This is a genomic window from Saccharopolyspora sp. NPDC047091 (genome assembly GCF_040643635.1).
GTDB lineage: Bacteria > Actinomycetota > Actinomycetes > Mycobacteriales > Pseudonocardiaceae > Saccharopolyspora_C.
The window spans coordinates 1-16,660 of the sequence record NZ_JBEYUS010000046.1 but is presented as its reverse complement, the minus strand read 5'-3'; the positions used below and the strand labels follow the sequence as shown (position 1 = coordinate 16,660).

Sequence of the window (16,660 nt, the reverse complement as noted above, 5' to 3'; positions counted from 1 at the left end):
AAGAAGACCTCGCTGCGCACGATGGCGGACAGGGATACCCCGGGCACGCCTACGCCCGCCGTTTCGTGACCTTCCGGTTCACCGTCCGGCGGGTATGACCGACGCTCGACTCGACCTCGGATAGGCTCACGAGGTCTCACCGATGTGGGAGTGGCCCGGCTGCAGGGACCTCGACGGGCACTCATGCGAATTTTGCTCTCCACGCACGTGGAGGAACGCAGGAAGGACGCACCTCCGACCTTCCTGCCTGTACCGCCAAGACGGCCGTTCAGCGGTAGCGCCACCAACGCAACCAGTAGCCAAGGATGACGAGAAGCACCCCACACAAGACATGGACGGCGAATTCAGGCGAAATGGTCAAAACCCACTCCTCATAAGGCTGCCGGGACGAACTCGATCGTCTTCACTTCTAGTGATCGTAAACCGTGAGTACCTGACAGATCACTCGGGGTACACACTCACTTCCGCTGCGCCTCCCGCCGAGGCTCGTGCTAGGGCGACGATCAGGTCGGGCGCCGTCTCGGCGGCGTGGGGAACGACGCACCTCGCGACCACGGAACTGCCGCCACCCGATCACTCGTTCTTCGCCGCGCTCGCCCCGAGTAGGTCCGGCCGGCCTGCTCGCGGTGACGCCGACCCGTCAGCTGTCGCGCTCGTCCTGGTGTTGGAAGGCGTTCGTCCTCGGCACGCTGAACATCGGCGCGTACTTCCCGCTCCTGTTCACCGCGGTCGAGCCCCCTCCCGGGGCATCGCAGCGGCCCTCACCGCAACGCAGCCGCTGCTCTTCGCCGCGCCGTCCTCGGCTCTGCTCGGCGAACGGCTGTCCGGGCGGCGGATCGGCTGGGGCCTCGTCGGAGTGCTCGGCGTCGTCCGCGTCGCGCTGGGGCCCGCGGCCGCGTCAACGCCACCAGGATCGGCGCAGGCCCCGCCGGCGCGGCCGCGATGGGTTTCGGAACCGCCCTGACCAAGCTCTGGGCGCGACCGGACGGCGTCGCACCGCCCGCGTTCGTCGGTTGGCAGCCCAGCGCCGGCGGGATCGTCCTCGCGATCCCGACGCGGACGATCGATGGCGTCCCGGAGCACATGGGCAGCCCTCAGCCGCCGGGTTCACCTGGCTGGCACTGATCAACGGCCTCGCCGCCCACGCGTTATGGTTCACCGGTGCCCGCGCGCTCTCGCGACCGCGACCGCACTGCTTGTTGCTCTCGCCACTGGCTTCGCCGCCGCCCTCGGCACCGTGGCCCTGCAGCAGTCCCTCGCTCCGGTGCAGCTCGTCCAACCATCGCAACCCATCGGACCATCCGGCCGCGTGATCACCCTCCCCCGCTTCCCTCGAGCTGGCCGTCCCTCTGCAGCCCCGCCCCCGAACGGCACCTGCAGAATCACGTCAACACCCGAAGCAGGCACTCAACCGACTTTCGTCAGTGACACAACTGCCGCTACGCAGGCGAACACCTCGACGTTTGACTACCGGCTATTCTGGACCCACACACCACGAACACACGCAGCGAAACGGACTCCTTTACTTCGCTGGGTACACTGAGAACTGACCTCGAAGAACAGACCTGAGCATGCCGCTGACCCCCGATGCAACTGGGGGTCAAGGGGTCGTGGGTTCGAATCCCGCCGTCCCGACGGTCTGAAAAGCCCGCTGATCTAGCACGAAAGTGCAGGTCAGCGGGCTTTTTGATGTTGCAGTGTCGATCATGCAGTGGATCTTCCCGGTACGGCTGTGCCGATTTTTGGGAGGATTTTGGGAGGATTCGTCCGCGCCCCGCGAAATGGGGTCGCACGGTGGGAGGATTTCCTGGTCACCCAGTCAGGTGATCTTCGCGACAACGCCCACATCTGTCTACGCCGCCGTACTGCGAACCGAGAACCCGTGAACCCGACAACCAAGCTCCGCACCGGACCGCGATCCGGAGTGAATGAAAACGGCACCTACCCGAGATAAAACACCAGCTCAAGAAGTGTCGGCCCCGCGCACGCGGGGATGGTTCCCTTCCCCGTACCGGGGTGGAGCGCGTGTACGGGTCGGCCCCGCGCACGCGGGGATGGTTCGTACGAGCGGATGGCCCGCGCCGCGCTGGACGCGTCGGCCCCGCGCACGCGGGGATGGTTCCGGGGAGCTCTTGTCGAAAGGAACACCCTCGACGTCGGCCCCGCGCACGCGGGGATGGTTCCCGTTGGGGCCGTTGAAGTGGGTCCAGGTCGAGGTCGGCCCCGCGCACGCGGGGATGGTTCGCGCGGCGGCATCCGTTACCCGGTCTGGCAGCAGTCGGCCCCGCGCACGCGGGGATGGATGTGTGGTTCCAGGTGATCACCTCGTCGGACCCGAGCACGCTGGGATGGTTGCGGGACCTGCTGCTATCCGAGGCCGTGGAGCGAGTCGGCTCGGCGCACGCCGAGCACCACCCCAGCTACCTGCTCACCGACCTCCGCAGAGAATTCCACCGACACGAAAACGCCCACCCGGCTGACTGCTCCGGATGGGCGTTCTCCATGACTGCGCTCAGCGGTCGAAGGTGCCGTTCTTGACCTCGTGCAGGAACGACGTCCAGCTGTCGACGGCGAACGGCAACACCGGGCTCGCCTCGCCGAGCTTGCTATCCCGGACACCTGTGACCCCCGGAACCGTCGCGACCTCGACACAGTTGCCGTTGGGTTCGCTCGCGGTGGCCTTGCGCCAGCCGGTGAACCTCTCGGTGGGGGGCATGGCCTGCTCCTTCGAGGTGGATCAGTCGAACTCGTCGGCCGCCCGGAGGACGAAGGCCCTCGACTCCACCGGATCAAGTGCCGCCCCGAGCAACCCCTGCCACAACCGATTGTAGGCACCCACGTGGGTGCTTCCGTCGAGATAGTCCCCGTTGCTGAACTGCTCGACGTAGACGAACTCCAGCGGCGGAGCGTTCGTGCTGACCGAGGGCACGCGGAAGTGGACGAACGGGAACGACGACGCCAGCGACGGGATCGCCGCGAACGGCAGCACGTGCAGGTGCACCGACGGCAGCTCGGCGATGTCGGCGAGATGCCGCATCTGCCTGGCCATCACCTCCCTGCTCCCGTACATGCGCCGTAGCGCCGACTCCGACAAGACCGCGGTGATCTCCGGCGAGCCTTGCTTGCGCAGGATGGCCTGGCGTTCGATCCGCGCCTTGATCCGGTTCTCGGTCTCCACGTCCCCGTAGCGGACGTTCTCGAACATCGACCGCATGTACTCCTCAGTCTGGAACAAGGCGTAGACCACCTCGGTCTGGTAGATGCTGACCGACTCGGCGTCGGTCTCGAGATCTACCGCCATGCGGAAGTGCGCAGGATGCGCCGAGCGGTAGCCGCGCCAACGGCCCCGGTTCTCCGCACCCTTGTTCAGCTCGCAGAACGCGTCCGGATCGATCGGCTCTCCACCGTCAGTCGGAGCTCCGTCAGCACCAGTGCCGATCACTTCCGCGTAGTGCTCGACCAACTCCCGCAGCGGCTTCTGCCGGATACCGGTGATGCCGTTCTCGAGCTTGCTCACCGTCGCCCAGGTGCGCTCGATGACTTCGCCGGCATCAGCGAGCTCTAGACCTGCGCGTTCGCGAAGGTGCCGCAACTCGTTGCCGAGCTGCAGACGCCTGACCGTCGGAGTTGGCATGCCGATCATTCTCCCATCCCGATCAGCAGCCGAGCGCAGCGAGCCGTGCCCGACACGTCAACACCACCCGTTCGATCGCATTGTCGGATCGAACTTGCGACGCTATCGTGACGACATTGCGAATCGAACTTGCGACTGGGAGGCCATGCATGGAGGCGACGGTTGATCCATTCGCCGCAGCAGAGCTGGGGCGGCCGAGCGTCGATACCGCGCCGACTCGGGCGGACGGAGCTGGTGCCGAAGCACTCGCTTCTCCGTCGACCGCGTTCTGGGTGGTGCCGCGCGGCAGCAAGGCACGGCACGTGGTTACCGCATCACCGGGCACCCACCGCGTGAACAGCACGATCAAGACGGCATGCGGTGCGGCGGTGACGCTGCCGTTGCCAACTCCGAACGATCGGGTTCCGAAGACGCGGTCGATCACCAAGCGGTGTGGTGAGTGCTCAGCCACCGCGCAGCGACTGAAGTTGCGCGACGTCGTCTGGGACTCCTGAACGCCCACCTGACGCGGACGGCCACGGACTCCGATCGGCCGCTGTGCGGCACGAACTCGCGAAGAAGGGAGAAATAGATGGGACAGGTACGGCACCGGTGGTGGCGCCGGTCGAGACCGACAGTTCTCACACGCCGGTGTGCGGCAACGAGCGGGGAAGGCTCACGGGATGTCAGCTGTGGTGATCTTGCTGGTTCTGGTTGTCGTGGCGTTGGTGGTGACGGCGTTGACGATGTTCGCGTAGCTGCGGTGGCGGGTCCGGTGTGGGTGCGGTTGGTGCGGGGTTCGCAGTGGCACCGGGCCGGGGCGGTGTGTGCCGCACGCGTGGGTGTTACGGCTGAGTTCTCCGGCTTGTATCCGCCGCGGGCGGGTGGGTTCGTGGTGTGCCTGGAGTGCGCGTTCGTCTCGGGTATCGCCGAGTGGGCGGCGGCGTTCGTGCCGGACACGCTTTCCGGACGCGTCGCGGAGGTCTCCGTGTTCAGCGAGCCCGCGTCCTTGCGCGCAGTGCGGGCCGGGCCGTGGAGTCCGGTACCGGGTCGGCACAGCGTCGATGCTCCGACCGGCGAGATCCCCCGCATTTCCCCGCACATCACGACGAACCCGTCGTGCCCGCGCAGCAATGTGGGCGTGGAGGCCCCCGGCAGCTGGTACCTGCCAGGGACTTCCACGCCCGGTGATCAGGGTATCCCCTCGGCCGCCTGATGTGGCCGCATCCCCGTGATTTTTCTTGATCGAATCGAGGTGTTCCTGTTGTCTTCAGCGACAGAGCTGCCCACGTCTTCGTCATCGGCTCCGGATATCGAGACGGTGCTCGAGCAGGGCCAGCAGGTGTTGCAGCGGCTTCGTGCTCTGTTCGTCGCTCTGCTCGGTGCTCAGGCGACCGACGAGGACTGCATCCGCGTAGCCGCGTCCCTGCGGCGGCTGGCGAAGTTGCTCGACCGAATCGCCCCCGCCTGCCCCGTACCCGCACGCCTTGACACCGCTGGCGGTCGTGAGCGGGTGTTTCCCGGGCAGCAGCGCTAGTTCCCTCCGCCGCCGGTACCCCGACGAACATCTGGCGGCGAGTGCCCCTCCTCCAGGACCTTGATGAGCCCCTCGATGGGTTCCGGAGGCGGGCTGGATGGCGTGCTTCCCCGAGCGCCATCCGGAAAAAGCCCGGCCGCACGATCCCCCGACGAATTCTCGATCGTGCGGCCGGGTGCCCCGCAAGCAAGTTTTCCTTCTATTTCCTCATTTTCTCGAAGTGATGTCGATGTCTCCTGATCCGCCGCCGTTGATCCACGCGCGGGTGTGCACGCTGCTGACCCGCGCAGGCGGGCACGAATGGCTGCTGATGCCTACCCGGGACGCGCAATGGCGGCTACCGGGCGGGGCCATCCGGGACGGGGAAACCCCGACCGAGGCGGCACGCCGCGTCATCCACGAGGACACCGGCCTCGACGAGGCGGGGGAACCGGTGCTGCGGGTGCACCTGTGGGTGCCGCCGTCGTTCCCCGGCGGCCCGGCCACCCCGACCTACGTCTTCACCGCACACGCCCCGGACTCCGTCGGGGAATGGGTCCATCACCGCGGCGCGGTCAGTCTCTTGGAACCCGCCGACCTGGTGTGCGTGGCCGACCTCGCCGACCCCCGCCGAACGCCATCAGTGCACTACCAGGAGCTCTTCGCATGACCACGAGCACGAGCAGAACGGCTTTCGCTATGCCCAACAGAACCTACGGGCTTCCCTGTGCCTGGCACTACCACCCGCCAGCGAACATCACCGTGCGCTGGGGCCGCCCCGACCACGCGTTCACCGTGCACCGCGGGAACCAGCGCGGCACCCGCGACGACCACGCCCTCATCGCTACCGTCGCGGTCGCCCAAGGCTGGCTCGACGACGACGAAGTGGCGCGCAGAGCGCGCGCCTGGGTGAGGGCCAACCCCGAGCTCGTCGGAGGGCACCGATGACTCCGTCCCGTACCCGGTACGCCTCGTTGAACCTCGACGCCGAGCTGAACCCGTCCCAACTGCTCGTGGCACGCCTGGTCGCCTGCGGGCTGACCAACGAACGCATCGGCCACACGCTCGGCCGCAGCGAAAACACGATCAAGACCCACCTCAACGTCGCCATGCGCAAGGCGAACACCACGACCAGATACCAGCTCGTGGTCTGGTGCTACGAGACACGACACCTGCAGCCCGGCCTGCCCACCCAGCCACGCCCGGGCGCGGCCACCGAGCTCGCCAGGCACTCGCCGGAGCAGGCCCGGCTACTGCACCTGGTCACCACGGTCCGCGCCGACATCGACGCCGCGCTGGCCCACGGACCATCCCCGCGTGCGCGGGGCCGACGCGGTCGTGGACGACACCCAGGCGTGGTCGGTGGGACCATCCCCGCGTGCGCGGGGCCGACATCTCGTTGAGCCGGAACAGGTCCTGGATCTTGGGACCATCCCCGCGTGCGCGGGGCCGACACTTGTTGACCTGCGGTTTTATCGGCGGGTGGGGTGGTTTTCATTTAGTGCGATTCTAGTGTTGATCATGTTGGGGGCGACGGTTGCGGGCGGAGAGGATGAGGCCATCAAAGTCGGTGGGGCGCCATCGGTCTGTTCCGGCGGTGCGGACGGCCCAGCCTTGTTCGTTGGGTGCTTGTTCGACGAGAATGGCTTGGCCGTCGCGGATGCGGTCGGCGAGGAGTTCCCAGAGTCTGTCGCGGATGCGGCGGCTGGGGTTGCCGACGAAGACGCCGGCGTGGACTTCGACCATCCATCGAGTCAGGTGTCCGCGGAGCCCTTCGGGTGCGGCGATGAGGATGATGATGGTCATGACCTACCCGTGCCCTGGCTGGGCGTGTCGAGTTCGGGACCGATGACGGCGATGTGTTGGTCGTCAAGGTCGGGTTCGGCGAGTTCGGTGTCGTAGTCTTCGTCGAACACTCCCCAGTTCACCCCGCCCGCCACGGTTCCGGCGTGTTCGTCCCAGAGGTGGTTGGCATCGGAGTCCGGCGGTTCCTCGCCTTCGGGCAGCAGCAAGGTCTTGATATCGCGGACGATCGTGGTCAGCAGGTTCGTCTCGGCGATCCGGTCCCGCAGCGCGGTGCGGGCATCGCGTTCTTCGACGAGTCCTGCGGCGGTGAGTTCGAAGGCGAGCGGGATGGTGTAGTCGGCTTTGTAGAGGTCGGCGATGTCCATGACGAATGACGTTGCCGCTCCGGTGTGCACGAAGCCGAGTCCGGGGCTGGCTCCGAGTCCGACGATGACCGCGTGGCAGATGCCGTAGAGCGCGGTGTTCGCCGCGGAGAGCATCCGGTTGAGGTCGTCGCCCGCGGCGAATGCGTCGCCCGGCTTGTAGACGCGGCCGTGCCAGGCCAGATCATGTTGATCGGCGTGCTGCTTGTAGAGCTTGCGGACGCGGGTGCCTTCGCGGCCGCGGAGTTGCTGCATGGTCAGTTCGGAGACGTCCTCGCCTGGGAAGCGCATGCCGTACATGGCCCGGGCGACGCGCAACCGCTCCGGTGGCCTGCTCACCAGCCAAGCCTGGCGTTGCAGCAGGGCGGCGCCGCGGCTGGGGCCGAGCCCTGCCGCGTAGAGGCGCACTCCTTGCTCGCCGACCCAGCACACCGCGGTGCCTGAGTCGGCGAGCAGCTGCATGGCACCGTGCGTGACGCGGGTTCCCGGCCCCAGCAGCACCACGGCGACGAGCGCGGCCGGAAGTCGCACGGTCTCGCGCTTGTTGATGATCGCGATGGCGTTCTCGTCGCGGTCGAGGTGGCTGCGTTCGATGTAGACGCTGGAGACCCGGTCGGTGAGTCGGTGCAGGTCTTGCGGATGGGCTTTCCACCAGATGTCCGCCACCTCAACACCCGTTTCCGGACGTGAGCGGGGCAAGGGTCAGCAGCCCGCAGCCGTAGGCCTTGGCCGGGCCGAACCCGGTGGTCAGGTGGTAGGTGAACCGGTCGAGGTCGATGATGCGCAGGCGGCCGTGGAAGGAAGCAGTCGTCAGCACGACCGACTTGCCCTTCTTGTCGAACGCGAGGCGCTGCCGGTGGGTGATGCGCAGATCGACCGCCGCGGCCGGATCGTCTCCGTCCTGCTCGGTGGGCGGCAACGGCGCGGGTGGGACTTCGAATCCCCACCCTTCGGACCGGGACAGGAACCAGCGCCACTGGTGCCCGGCAGTGCGGTGTCCGGCCCTGCGGGAACGGATCTTCTTCTCTCCGTGGTGCTCGTCGATGTCCTTTTGCGACGGTGGGATGTTCTGGACGGGGTTGGCGGTGATGCGGAAGGCGTACTCCTGGCCGGTCGCCAGGCGTTCGAGCAGCGGGCTGTAGTCGCGGACGAGAACCTGGTCTCCGTCTGCATCGGGCCAGCCGTACTGCTCGGTGATGTGGGACCAGTCCGGTTTGGACGGTGTGCACACGGTTAGGTGGGGACGTTGTGCTCGGTCGGTGTCCCAGCGCCACAGCGGCCGTTCCGTACCGGTGATCTCAGCGAGCCCCCCGACGACGGCACCGTGGGTGACGTGCGGGTTGGCCAGCAGCCGTCGACTGGCCGGGCGCAGGTGGTTGATGCGGATGCGGGAGAGGTAGGGCATGTCGGGTCACCAACCCAGCAGGGCGAAGGGGTCGTGGGAGGACGCGGCCGCCGCACCGCCGACGGCGGTCTCGCCGGTGGGCACGGTCAGCCAGGAGTGGCGGACTCGGCGGGTGCTGTAGCGGCGGTCGCGGGCGTTGAAGGACAGCGGCAGGTCGTTGACGACATCGGTGCCGTCTTCGTCATCGAACGTCGCCGGGAGATCCACTTCCGCGACGGATCCGCCCTGCCTGCGCCGGTACGCCTGACGTGCGTGCCGTGCGGCGTGCCAGGGCTCGCTGGTCAGTACGGCTTCGAGCATGCCGGGACGTACATCGAGCACGAGCGGTTGCGTCGGCGTGCAGCTGCGGCGTCCCAGCGCGAGAGGGAACGCCGGGCGGCGCACCGCATCGGCCAGTGCCCCTACGAGTTCGGGTTCCCCGGCCAGCGCGGCAACGAACACCGCGTCCTGAAGGTAGAAGCGGTGCGTGACGTGGGTCGGTTTCGCCGGGGACGTCGGCTTCTGCACGCCCTTGGCCGAAACTCCGGCTTGCAGCAACGGTAAGCCGCGGTAGTCACTGACGGTGTGGTAGTCCCGCAGCACGGTGCCGGGTTGGTCCACCCGCACTCCGCACCGCAACCCCGTCAGGTCGGTGAGGTCGTGCCCGCGTGGTCGGCCCAGCGCTGCGGCGAGCAGGCCGACGAGTCCGGACTTGGTGGGCTCGGGCCGGGTTTCGCGCCGGTTGAACGAGCTGCGGTCGCCCCACGACTGCATCGGCCCCGCCAGCCGCAGCAGCAGCACCGACGACTCCGAGGAAGGCTCGGGACTCATGCCACCTCCTGCACGGTGGGCAGGTGGGCCTGCATGGCGTCGAGTAGCTCGGCGAAGGTGCGGTTGTCCCCGAACGCCTTTCCGACCATGCCGGCCTCGGGTGAGTCCGGGTCCAGGGTGTGGCAGACCCCGGTGAATAGGGGGCTGTCGCCCCACTGTGCCACCGAGCGGGAGTGCTCTTCGGCGAGGCGGCGGGCAGAGGTGGCGGCGATGCCGCTGGTACTCGCCACGGGGCTCTCGAACGCGGAGACCAGATTGACCGGCTGGTCCCTCCGGATCACCACGGCCACGAGAGTGGGGTGGGTGTGGTGGGCGAAGGAATTCTCCTTGCCGGTGGGCATCGAGCGGGCGAACGCCTCGGTGAACAGCCGGATTCCGTCGCGCGCCGCGGCCGGGTCGGCGAGGTTGGTTTCGAGCTGGTGCAGACCGACGGTGGCATAGCGGTAGAGGGTCGCGGAGTTGAACCCGACAGTGCCGATCATGCCTGCACCCGTGCTGTCACCCTCGTCGTCGACGGCGGTGTAGTAGTCCATCTCCAGCTCGACGGCATGGGTCGAGAGGGCGTGGGCGACCTGGGTCGCAGCATCGACGTTGAGGGCAGGAATGTCAGCGACCATCCGGCCGAACAGGCCGACATCCAGCGGGTGCCCCTGGTTCAGGGTCTCCTGCACCGGCAGGTCCTTGAGCCGTGCGGCCAGGTCCTCATCACCGAGCTCACACAGCTCGGCGACGTCGGCGAGGAACAGATCGATGACCGCGTCCAGCTGGGCGTGGCCGAAGAACAGCAGGTACGCGGTCTCCCCTGCCTTCTTGCCCGGCTTGATGTTCAGCGGCTGCAACGCGGAGGTCGCGATCCGTGCGGCGGTCTCCGCGTCGAGCGAGGCGCGCTCGGCCAACCGCCGGGTGAGCTGTTCGGCGATCTTCTTGGTCCGCGTCGCCCGGTCGCCGTCCGGGTTGCGCTCGGCGAAGAACGCGCGGGTCGCGCGCTTCCACGCCTGCGAAGACACCCGTGATCGGCGGACCCCGCCGAAGAAGGCTTCCTTGGGGTCACCGTTGTCGTCGCGGTTGAGGTTGGCCGGCGGCACGGTGTGCAGGACGTGCAGGTCGATGTAGGTCCGTGCAGAGGTCACGATCACTCCTGATCAGAAAGAAGGGTGGAGGTCAGTTCTCGGGTTCGGTGGCGGGCTCGGTGGACCAGATGCGGTAGCCCAGCGCCCAGCGCTGCCGAACCGCATCGCGACGGGACGGGTCCGCCCAGTCCCGCAGGTCGTGCAGTAGCCGGTCGTAGTCCAGCGGCTGATCGACGGTGCGCAGCTGATCGATCAGCCCGCGCAACCGGGTGCGCAGTACCGGCACGCTCGTCGACGCCGCCGCGACCGTGAGTTTCCGGTCCAGAGCGTCCGCGCTGAACTTGTCGGTACGGCGCCGCAACACCAACCAGGCCGCACCGAGACCGACACCGGGCCGGTGCATCGGGGTGTCCTTGCTCTGCTGATGCCGACCGAACAGCGCCAGCGCCGCATGCTCGGCGAGCAGCTCGTCGGGAAGCCGATCGCGGTAGGCATCGTCGTCGGTCACCGCGGTGGTGTAGTACGGCCAGAACTTCGGCACCGCACCCGCTTCCCGGCCCAAGCCGGAACGGAAGACCGCAAGGTCTTGCGGAATCGGTCGGTACTCGCGCTCGGAGGAGCCCTTCCTCCAAGTTCCGTCATCGGCGATGAATCGGTGCCAGTAACGCTGGGGTCGTACAGAAGTCATGCCGTTTCCTCTCCCCGCTCGTCATCGACGGCTCTGCGTTCGGCTACGACCCGACGGCGATGCTCGGCAGCCCGGGGCAACGCCTCCACGAGACGCTTGCGGAACCGGCCCTCCGCAGTGCCCAACGAGAACAACGTCTCCACCTTGTTCTGTCCGACCTCGATGACCCGCCCACCGAACGTGCCCGGCCCAGCCGCGGCAATGACTTGATCGGCGATGCGCCGGGTCGCTTCCCAGGCCTTGAGCTCCCACGCCAGCTGACCGCGCCGCAGCACGTCCTGATCACCTCCGGACGTCTGGACCCCGGCGAGCATCCGGCGGACCAGCGGGTCCAGAGCGTGCAGCACCAGCGCACCGGGGCGGTTGCCCTTGTCCCACGGGATCGGTTCCGCCCGCAGTGCCCGACGCAGCTCGTGCGAGAGCCCGTTGATCGCCTTCTCCAGCTGCTCGGCCTGCTCGGTCGCTTCGACCACGAGCTCGAACACGTCCCCGTCCCGGTCGAGAGCGCTGATCGGCAACGGGATCGCGTCGTGCAGCAGGTCTTCCACGACCGCGGACTGCGTCCCGTACACCGCGCCGAATGCCTCCAGGCGCAGCGGGTAGTCCTCGTCGATCTCGCCCTCACCCCGCAACCCGGACAGCTGCATCAGCAGGTCGCTGGTGTGCTCGCGGTCCGCGTGCTCGACATCCAGCAAGGCCTGCATGCCCCGCCAGATCGCCCGGCCCGACGCAAGCCGCCGCGGGCGCCGGGCCCCGGCCGCTGCCTTCTTGTCGGCCACGGGTTTCCACGCGGTATGCGGCTCGTAGTCGGGAAGCTCCAGCAGCCGGTCCCCCGCCGACAGCACGACCCGCGTCACCCGCACCCCGTCCCCGGTTTCCTCCGCGAGCAACCGGACTCGGCGGGACTGCCACGTCCACAGGTCCAACAAAGCCTCCGCCGGACGCGTGTCCCACTCCGGCGAGGCCGCTTTCTCCGCGCGCCACTGGGGCATCCCGACCTGCGGTCCGGGCAAGATCGGGCTGTTCAGCAGCAAGGTGTCGTAGAGCGAGGTCCCCATCGGCACCAGCACACCGAGCTGTCCCAGCGGCCCCGTCGGATTCCCGGTCGTCTTCCCCGCCTTCACCTTGGAATCCCCGACCGCACCGCTCTTGATCGCGGCGGTGTCCCAGCACTGCACGTGCAGCAACCACCGCACCGCCTCATCCACCGCCAGCGGGTAGACATCGGCATCGGTTCGGGAGGAGAACAACGGCACGTTGTTGCCCGAGGCCGCCGTCGCCACCATCAGCGCCGTCGACTTCGTCTCGTCCTTCGCCGTGCGCAACCCGGCCACCTGGCCGAAGGGACGCTCCTGGTCGAAGACCTCGAACCGGTCCCGATGCGCGGTGAAGTACTCGCGCAACACCTCCTGCTCGGCCGAGGTGAACGCATGCGCGGCGAACCGGCGCCCCCACTCCTCGAACGTCGCCGGTAACCCCAGTGCGTCGGCGACGACCGGCAGCAACACCTGCCGCAACAGCGCCGGAACCTGCGTCGGCACATCACCCACCAGATCCGAGAACTCCTCGGCCCGCAGCAACGCCTCCTCGATCCCGACCCTCACCAGCCGACCATCGGCCCGCGCCCGGACCGGGATCCACGGCTCATCGATCAAGTTGAATCCGATCACTACCACTCCCCTCTGATCACGTGCTCCTCCTGCGCATCCTTTACAGCGCAGGAAAAGTCAGTTCGTTACTCATCGTGTGCCGGTGCCGGTGACGATCAGACCGAGAGCACCGTCATAACTGACGTCGAAACTCGCCAAGGCAGTAGCGCCCCTGTGTTCGACGACGAGTGCGCGGCTGTGGCGTAGCCACGGGTGGGTGCGCCAGGCAGGCAGCGGAGCAAGTTCCTCTTCGGCGGCTGCGGTGAGCTTGGCCGGGAGCCGTACGGTGCTGCCGAGGATGTCGTCGAGGACTTCGGCGCTGGCATCTCCGTTCAGCCCCAGGGAACGGCCGTTGATCGTGCGGTAGCCGCGTTCATCGCGGGTGAGCAGCTGGACCTCGATGCTGGGGTCACCGTCTCGGACCAGGGCTCGGGCCTGGTGTTCGCCGAGCTCGCCCGCGCCGCCGCGGTGCAGTCCCGCCAAGGTCGGTCCGCCGTGGTGACCGACGCGGGTGAGCAGGAACCGCTCCGCTTTCGCGATGCGGTCCCGCCGGTCGCGCAGATCTCTGTCCGAGGCGGCTCGTTCCGCATCGCTCCACCCTTCGGGGACGGGCTCGGTTCCTTCGTAGACCTCGGCGACCAAGGACGGGACGTCGGAAGGGATCGACCACGTGCCACCTCGGGCCGCGAAGACCGTCGCGGCGGTGCGCAGCAGCAACATCCGGCCGTAGATGGCTTCGCTGGCGGGAAGCAGCCACGGTGACTCGTTCCCGCGATCCTGAAATCCGGTGATGATCACTTCAGGTTCGCGCAGCGCCTCCGGTCGCGAGGTGGCGTGGCGGTGCAACCGGCCGATGCGCTGCAACACCAAGTCGATCGGCGCGAGATCAGTGATAAGCAAGTCCGCCGAGACGTCGAACGACTGCTCCGCAAGCTGTGAAGCCACGAGAATCCACCGCTGTCCGGGAGCCGGACGCCGGTTCTCCTCCGGACCGAGCAGTGCGAGGTTGTCCGCGGTGCGAGTGGCCCGGTCGACGGCGGACAAGCGCCCGTGCAGCAGACCGACCTCAGCGCCGAACCGGGCCCGCAACGCCACGTAGGTCTCCTGCACTCGATCGACGGTGTTGCGGATGACCAACGCGGTCCCGCCGTCGGTGAGGCGTTCCTGCACCAGGTCGGCAACGGAGTCGCCGCTGCTCCGAGAAGCCGTCGGCGATTCATCAGCGACGCTCACCCGCACCCGCAGATCATCGCGCCACCCCCCGCAGTGCTCCACCGCATGAGCAGGTTTCCCGTGCTCATCGGCCCACACCGCCGTCACGCTCGGATAGCCCGCAGCCCGCGGCACACCGCTCGCTTCGTGCTCCTCACCGGTGGCGCCCGAGAGGTACGCGGCCAGCAACTCGTCGCGCTGAGCCGGAGGCAGGGTCGCCGACAGCAACACCACCGGGACCCCGGCTTGGCCCAGCCAGCGCAACCCTTCCTTCAAGAACTGCGACATGTACACGTCGGCCGCGTGGACTTCGTCGAGCACGACGACCTTGCCGACCAGACCGGCCATCCGCAGCATCACGTGCTTGGTCCGCGTCGCCGCGAACAGCAATTGGTCGATCGTGCCGACCACGAACGGACACAGCAATCCCCGCAACCGGCCCAAGAACCACTCCGCGGGAACGAGACGCTCACCCGCTGCTCCCGCCGACTGCGGTAAGCCGAGTGCCGCGTCCTCCTCGATCGTGCCGAAGTCGTCGTCCGGGTCCTCGGCCGCCGCGTCCAGCAGAGCACGCCACTGCGCGTTGAGCGCCCGCTTTCCGTGCAACAACGCGACCTGACTGCCCAAACCGGGCTCGATGCGCTCCACCCATTCCCGCACCTGCCCGAACATCGGATCGCACGTCGCCTGCGTCGGCATACCGAAGAACACCCCGTCCGCACCGAACCGCGCCGCGAACACTTCGGCAGCCCCCAACGCACCCTTGGTCTTGCCCTCCCCCATCGGCGCCTCGACCACCATCAGCCCAGGCGCCGGCATCTTCCGCGCCACCTCCAGCACCAGCGACTGCGACGCGCGAGGCCCCCTGCCGAACCGGTCCTGGAACACCTCCATCCCTGGCACCGGCAACTTCCCCCAGCCGCCACGCAACCCCAACTCCGCCCACACCCCACGCGCCCGGTCCCGGGCACCGTCCATGCTCACCGCTTCCAACTCGTCGATGCCGTCGAGGCGGGATGCGATCCAGTCGGCCATCACGATCAGCCCGCTCAACTGCAACTGCTCCGCGCGCGACGGCACCGAAGACGGCTGCACCGCCGCCACAGCACCGAACCCGACCTCTTCGGTGAACACCCGCACCAACCCGGCCTGCGCCGCAGCCCAGTCAGCATCCGGCACCTGGACCGCCCGCAAACGCGCCCCGCGCAGCACCAACTCACCCAAGTCGGGAAATCGGCCGTGATGCCCGGCGACCAACGGCCACACCCACGCCACCTGCTCCGCCACCCAACCCTCGTCAGGCAAAACCCTGCGCAGCAACACCGCACCGGCCTTGTCGTGCCGCCACCGAGCCCGCCCGACCTTGAACTCATCCCACCGCAGCCCCGCGTGCCACACCGCCGCCGCGCAGTCGGCGTCCACGCACTGGAACGCCGGAGTGGCCTTCCCACAATCATGAATCCCGCACAACCACGCGAAAAACCGCCGACCCCGACCCGGGCCGCCCGCCACACGATCAAGAAGCTCCCGAGTCACCGCAGGCAGATACCCATCCCACAAGCACTCCGCCACCGCAGCCGTATCCAGCATGTGCGACAACAACAAGTTCCGACGCCCACCGCCCCGCGACGCGGACTTCCCCCACAACGCCCCCAACCACCGCCGCAAGCCGGCCTCGATCTCCACCACCACGCGCGACTCCACCCCTGATCCCCGCAGTAACATTGAACGCACGCACCGTAGCGAAACCCACCGACAAACCAGGCCGAAACCTCATGAACCCACCACACGACCTCGACACCGCACCCGAAACGGAGTGAATGAAAACCAGGCCCCCACGAGATAAACCAGCAGGTCAAGAAGTGTCGGCCCCGCGCATGCGGGGGTGTTCCTCGACCTTGGTCAGGTCGCCGACGTTCGGCGCGGTCGGCCCCGCGCATGCGGGGGTGTTCCACGCTCTACCACGGTCTCTGCTGTCGGCGCGGTGTCGGCCCCGCGCATGCGGGGGTGTTCCCCGGTGCTGTCATCGCTGGTCATTGCATCCTCTGTCGGCCCCGCGCATGCGGGGGTGTTCCCCAGGGTGGGACCGCCGGGCCCGCATCCACCCAGTCGGCCCCGCGCATGCGGGGGTGTTCCCTGTCGCGGCGTCGCGTCGGCGTCCCCGACGCGGTCGGCCCCGCGCATGCGGGGGTGTTCCGCGCACGGACGTCGGCAATGTCGGTTCCGTCAAGTCGGCCCCGCGCATGCGGGGGTGTTCCCACGGAATCGACCGGCGGTGTTACCACCGTCTCGTCGGCCCCGCGCACGCGGGGGTGTTCCTTGACGACGGTAGCCCCTTTCATGTCCGGCCATGTCGGCCCCGCGCACGCGGGGGTGTTCCCTGGCAGCAGGGGTTCGGAGTCGTCCACGTTGAGTCGGCCCCGCGCACGCGGGGGTGTTCCCTGGCAGCAGGGGTTCGGAGTCGTCCACGTTGAGTCCGCCGCTGGCCCCGGGTGGTCCGGTCTACGCGCTGCCCGACTACACCGCATC

General features: G+C 68.0%; 14 protein-coding genes and 2 CRISPR repeat arrays. Of the genes, 4 read left to right on the top strand and 10 right to left on the bottom strand.

What is annotated here, in order from left to right:
- Positions 1-1,972: 1,972 nt before the first annotated feature.
- Positions 1,973-2,354: direct repeats of the CRISPR family, unit length 28 nt; unit sequence GTCGGCCCCGCGCACGCGGGGATGGTTC.
- Between the two features lie 158 nt (positions 2,355-2,512).
- On the bottom strand, positions 2,513-2,716 hold the full coding sequence (locus ABZ805_RS19435) for a DUF397 domain-containing protein (RefSeq protein WP_358441979.1): 204 nt from the start codon (positions 2,714-2,716) through the stop codon (positions 2,513-2,515).
- Positions 2,717-2,737: 21 nt separating this feature from the next.
- A complete protein-coding gene (locus tag ABZ805_RS19430; RefSeq protein WP_358441977.1) occupies positions 2,738-3,634 on the bottom strand; it encodes a helix-turn-helix transcriptional regulator in 897 nt (298 codons plus the stop codon).
- A 149-nt stretch (positions 3,635-3,783) separates the two neighbouring features.
- Here ABZ805_RS19430 and ABZ805_RS19425 point away from each other — a divergent pair, with 149 nt between their 5' ends.
- The 4 genes from ABZ805_RS19425 to ABZ805_RS19410 all read left to right on the top strand — a co-directional run bounded on the left by ABZ805_RS19425 (position 3,784) and on the right by ABZ805_RS19410 (position 6,077).
- On the top strand, positions 3,784-4,128 hold the full coding sequence (locus ABZ805_RS19425) for a hypothetical protein (protein ID WP_358441974.1): 345 nt from the start codon (positions 3,784-3,786) through the stop codon (positions 4,126-4,128).
- A 716-nt stretch (positions 4,129-4,844) separates the two neighbouring features.
- Positions 4,845-5,150, top strand: a complete 306-nt coding sequence (locus tag ABZ805_RS19420) for a hypothetical protein (RefSeq protein ID WP_358441971.1) — start codon at positions 4,845-4,847, stop codon at positions 5,148-5,150.
- A gap of 223 nt (positions 5,151-5,373) precedes the next feature.
- Positions 5,374-5,799: an NUDIX domain-containing protein gene (locus tag ABZ805_RS19415; RefSeq protein WP_358441968.1), complete on the top strand. Its 426-nt coding sequence runs from the start codon at positions 5,374-5,376 to the stop codon at positions 5,797-5,799.
- A complete protein-coding gene (locus tag ABZ805_RS19410; RefSeq protein ID WP_358441966.1) occupies positions 5,796-6,077 on the top strand; it encodes a hypothetical protein in 282 nt (93 codons plus the stop codon). The genes ABZ805_RS19415 and ABZ805_RS19410 overlap by 4 nt, the downstream gene beginning before the upstream one ends.
- Positions 6,078-6,638: 561 nt before the next feature.
- On the opposite strand, the gene cas2e is transcribed toward ABZ805_RS19410, so the two are convergent.
- The 8 genes from cas2e to cas3 form a co-directional block, all read right to left on the bottom strand.
- Positions 6,639-6,935 carry a type I-E CRISPR-associated endoribonuclease Cas2e gene (gene cas2e, locus ABZ805_RS19405; RefSeq protein WP_358441963.1) on the bottom strand — a complete coding sequence of 99 codons (297 nt, stop codon included), beginning with the start codon at positions 6,933-6,935 and terminating at the stop codon, positions 6,639-6,641.
- Positions 6,932-7,963 (bottom strand): type I-E CRISPR-associated endonuclease Cas1e, encoded by a 1,032-nt coding sequence (gene cas1e, locus ABZ805_RS19400; RefSeq protein ID WP_358441961.1) that lies wholly within the window; start codon positions 7,961-7,963, stop codon positions 6,932-6,934. Before cas1e ends, cas2e begins: the two co-directional genes overlap by 4 nt.
- A 1-nt stretch (position 7,964) precedes the next feature.
- A complete protein-coding gene (cas6e, locus tag ABZ805_RS19395; protein ID WP_358441958.1) occupies positions 7,965-8,702 on the bottom strand; it encodes a type I-E CRISPR-associated protein Cas6/Cse3/CasE in 738 nt (245 codons plus the stop codon).
- A gap of 6 nt (positions 8,703-8,708) precedes the next feature.
- Entirely contained in the window at positions 8,709-9,512 is an 804-nt protein-coding gene (cas5e, locus tag ABZ805_RS19390) for a type I-E CRISPR-associated protein Cas5/CasD (RefSeq protein ID WP_358441955.1), read from the bottom strand.
- On the bottom strand, positions 9,509-10,642 hold the full coding sequence (gene cas7e, locus ABZ805_RS19385) for a type I-E CRISPR-associated protein Cas7/Cse4/CasC (protein WP_358441953.1): 1,134 nt from the start codon (positions 10,640-10,642) through the stop codon (positions 9,509-9,511). The genes cas5e and cas7e overlap by 4 nt, the downstream gene beginning before the upstream one ends.
- Positions 10,643-10,673: 31 nt before the next feature.
- Positions 10,674-11,270, bottom strand: coding sequence for a type I-E CRISPR-associated protein Cse2/CasB (gene casB, locus ABZ805_RS19380; protein ID WP_358441950.1), 597 nt, complete (start codon positions 11,268-11,270; stop codon positions 10,674-10,676).
- Positions 11,267-12,940 carry a type I-E CRISPR-associated protein Cse1/CasA gene (gene casA / locus ABZ805_RS19375; protein WP_358441948.1) on the bottom strand — a complete coding sequence of 558 codons (1,674 nt, stop codon included), beginning with the start codon at positions 12,938-12,940 and terminating at the stop codon, positions 11,267-11,269. Before casA ends, casB begins: the two co-directional genes overlap by 4 nt.
- 69 nt (positions 12,941-13,009) lie before the next feature.
- The gene (gene cas3 / locus ABZ805_RS19370; RefSeq protein ID WP_358441945.1) at positions 13,010-15,823 is read right to left on the bottom strand and encodes a CRISPR-associated helicase Cas3'; all 2,814 of its coding nucleotides are present in this window, start codon (positions 15,821-15,823) and stop codon (positions 13,010-13,012) included.
- A gap of 172 nt (positions 15,824-15,995) precedes the next feature.
- A CRISPR array of direct repeats spans positions 15,996-16,572; the repeat unit is 28 nt; unit sequence GTCGGCCCCGCGCATGCGGGGGTGTTCC.
- Between the last annotated feature and the right edge of the window lie 88 nt (positions 16,573-16,660).

What these genes read in the sequence shown, in the direction of transcription:
- ABZ805_RS19435 (WP_358441979.1), bottom strand. Translation starts at nt 2,716, where the DNA reads ATGCCCCCCACCGAGAGGTTCACCGGCTGGCGCAAGGCCACCGCGAGC.
- ABZ805_RS19430 (WP_358441977.1), bottom strand. Translation starts at nt 3,634, where the DNA reads ATGCCAACTCCGACGGTCAGGCGTCTGCAGCTCGGCAACGAGTTGCGG.
- ABZ805_RS19425 (WP_358441974.1), top strand. Translation starts at nt 3,784, where the DNA reads ATGGAGGCGACGGTTGATCCATTCGCCGCAGCAGAGCTGGGGCGGCCG.
- ABZ805_RS19415 (WP_358441968.1), top strand. Translation starts at nt 5,374, where the DNA reads ATGTCGATGTCTCCTGATCCGCCGCCGTTGATCCACGCGCGGGTGTGC.
- ABZ805_RS19410 (WP_358441966.1), top strand. Translation starts at nt 5,796, where the DNA reads ATGACCACGAGCACGAGCAGAACGGCTTTCGCTATGCCCAACAGAACC.
- cas2e (WP_358441963.1), bottom strand. Translation starts at nt 6,935, where the DNA reads ATGACCATCATCATCCTCATCGCCGCACCCGAAGGGCTCCGCGGACAC.
- cas6e (WP_358441958.1), bottom strand. Translation starts at nt 8,702, where the DNA reads ATGCCCTACCTCTCCCGCATCCGCATCAACCACCTGCGCCCGGCCAGT.
- cas5e (WP_358441955.1), bottom strand. Translation starts at nt 9,512, where the DNA reads ATGAGTCCCGAGCCTTCCTCGGAGTCGTCGGTGCTGCTGCTGCGGCTG.
- casB (WP_358441950.1), bottom strand. Translation starts at nt 11,270, where the DNA reads ATGACTTCTGTACGACCCCAGCGTTACTGGCACCGATTCATCGCCGAT.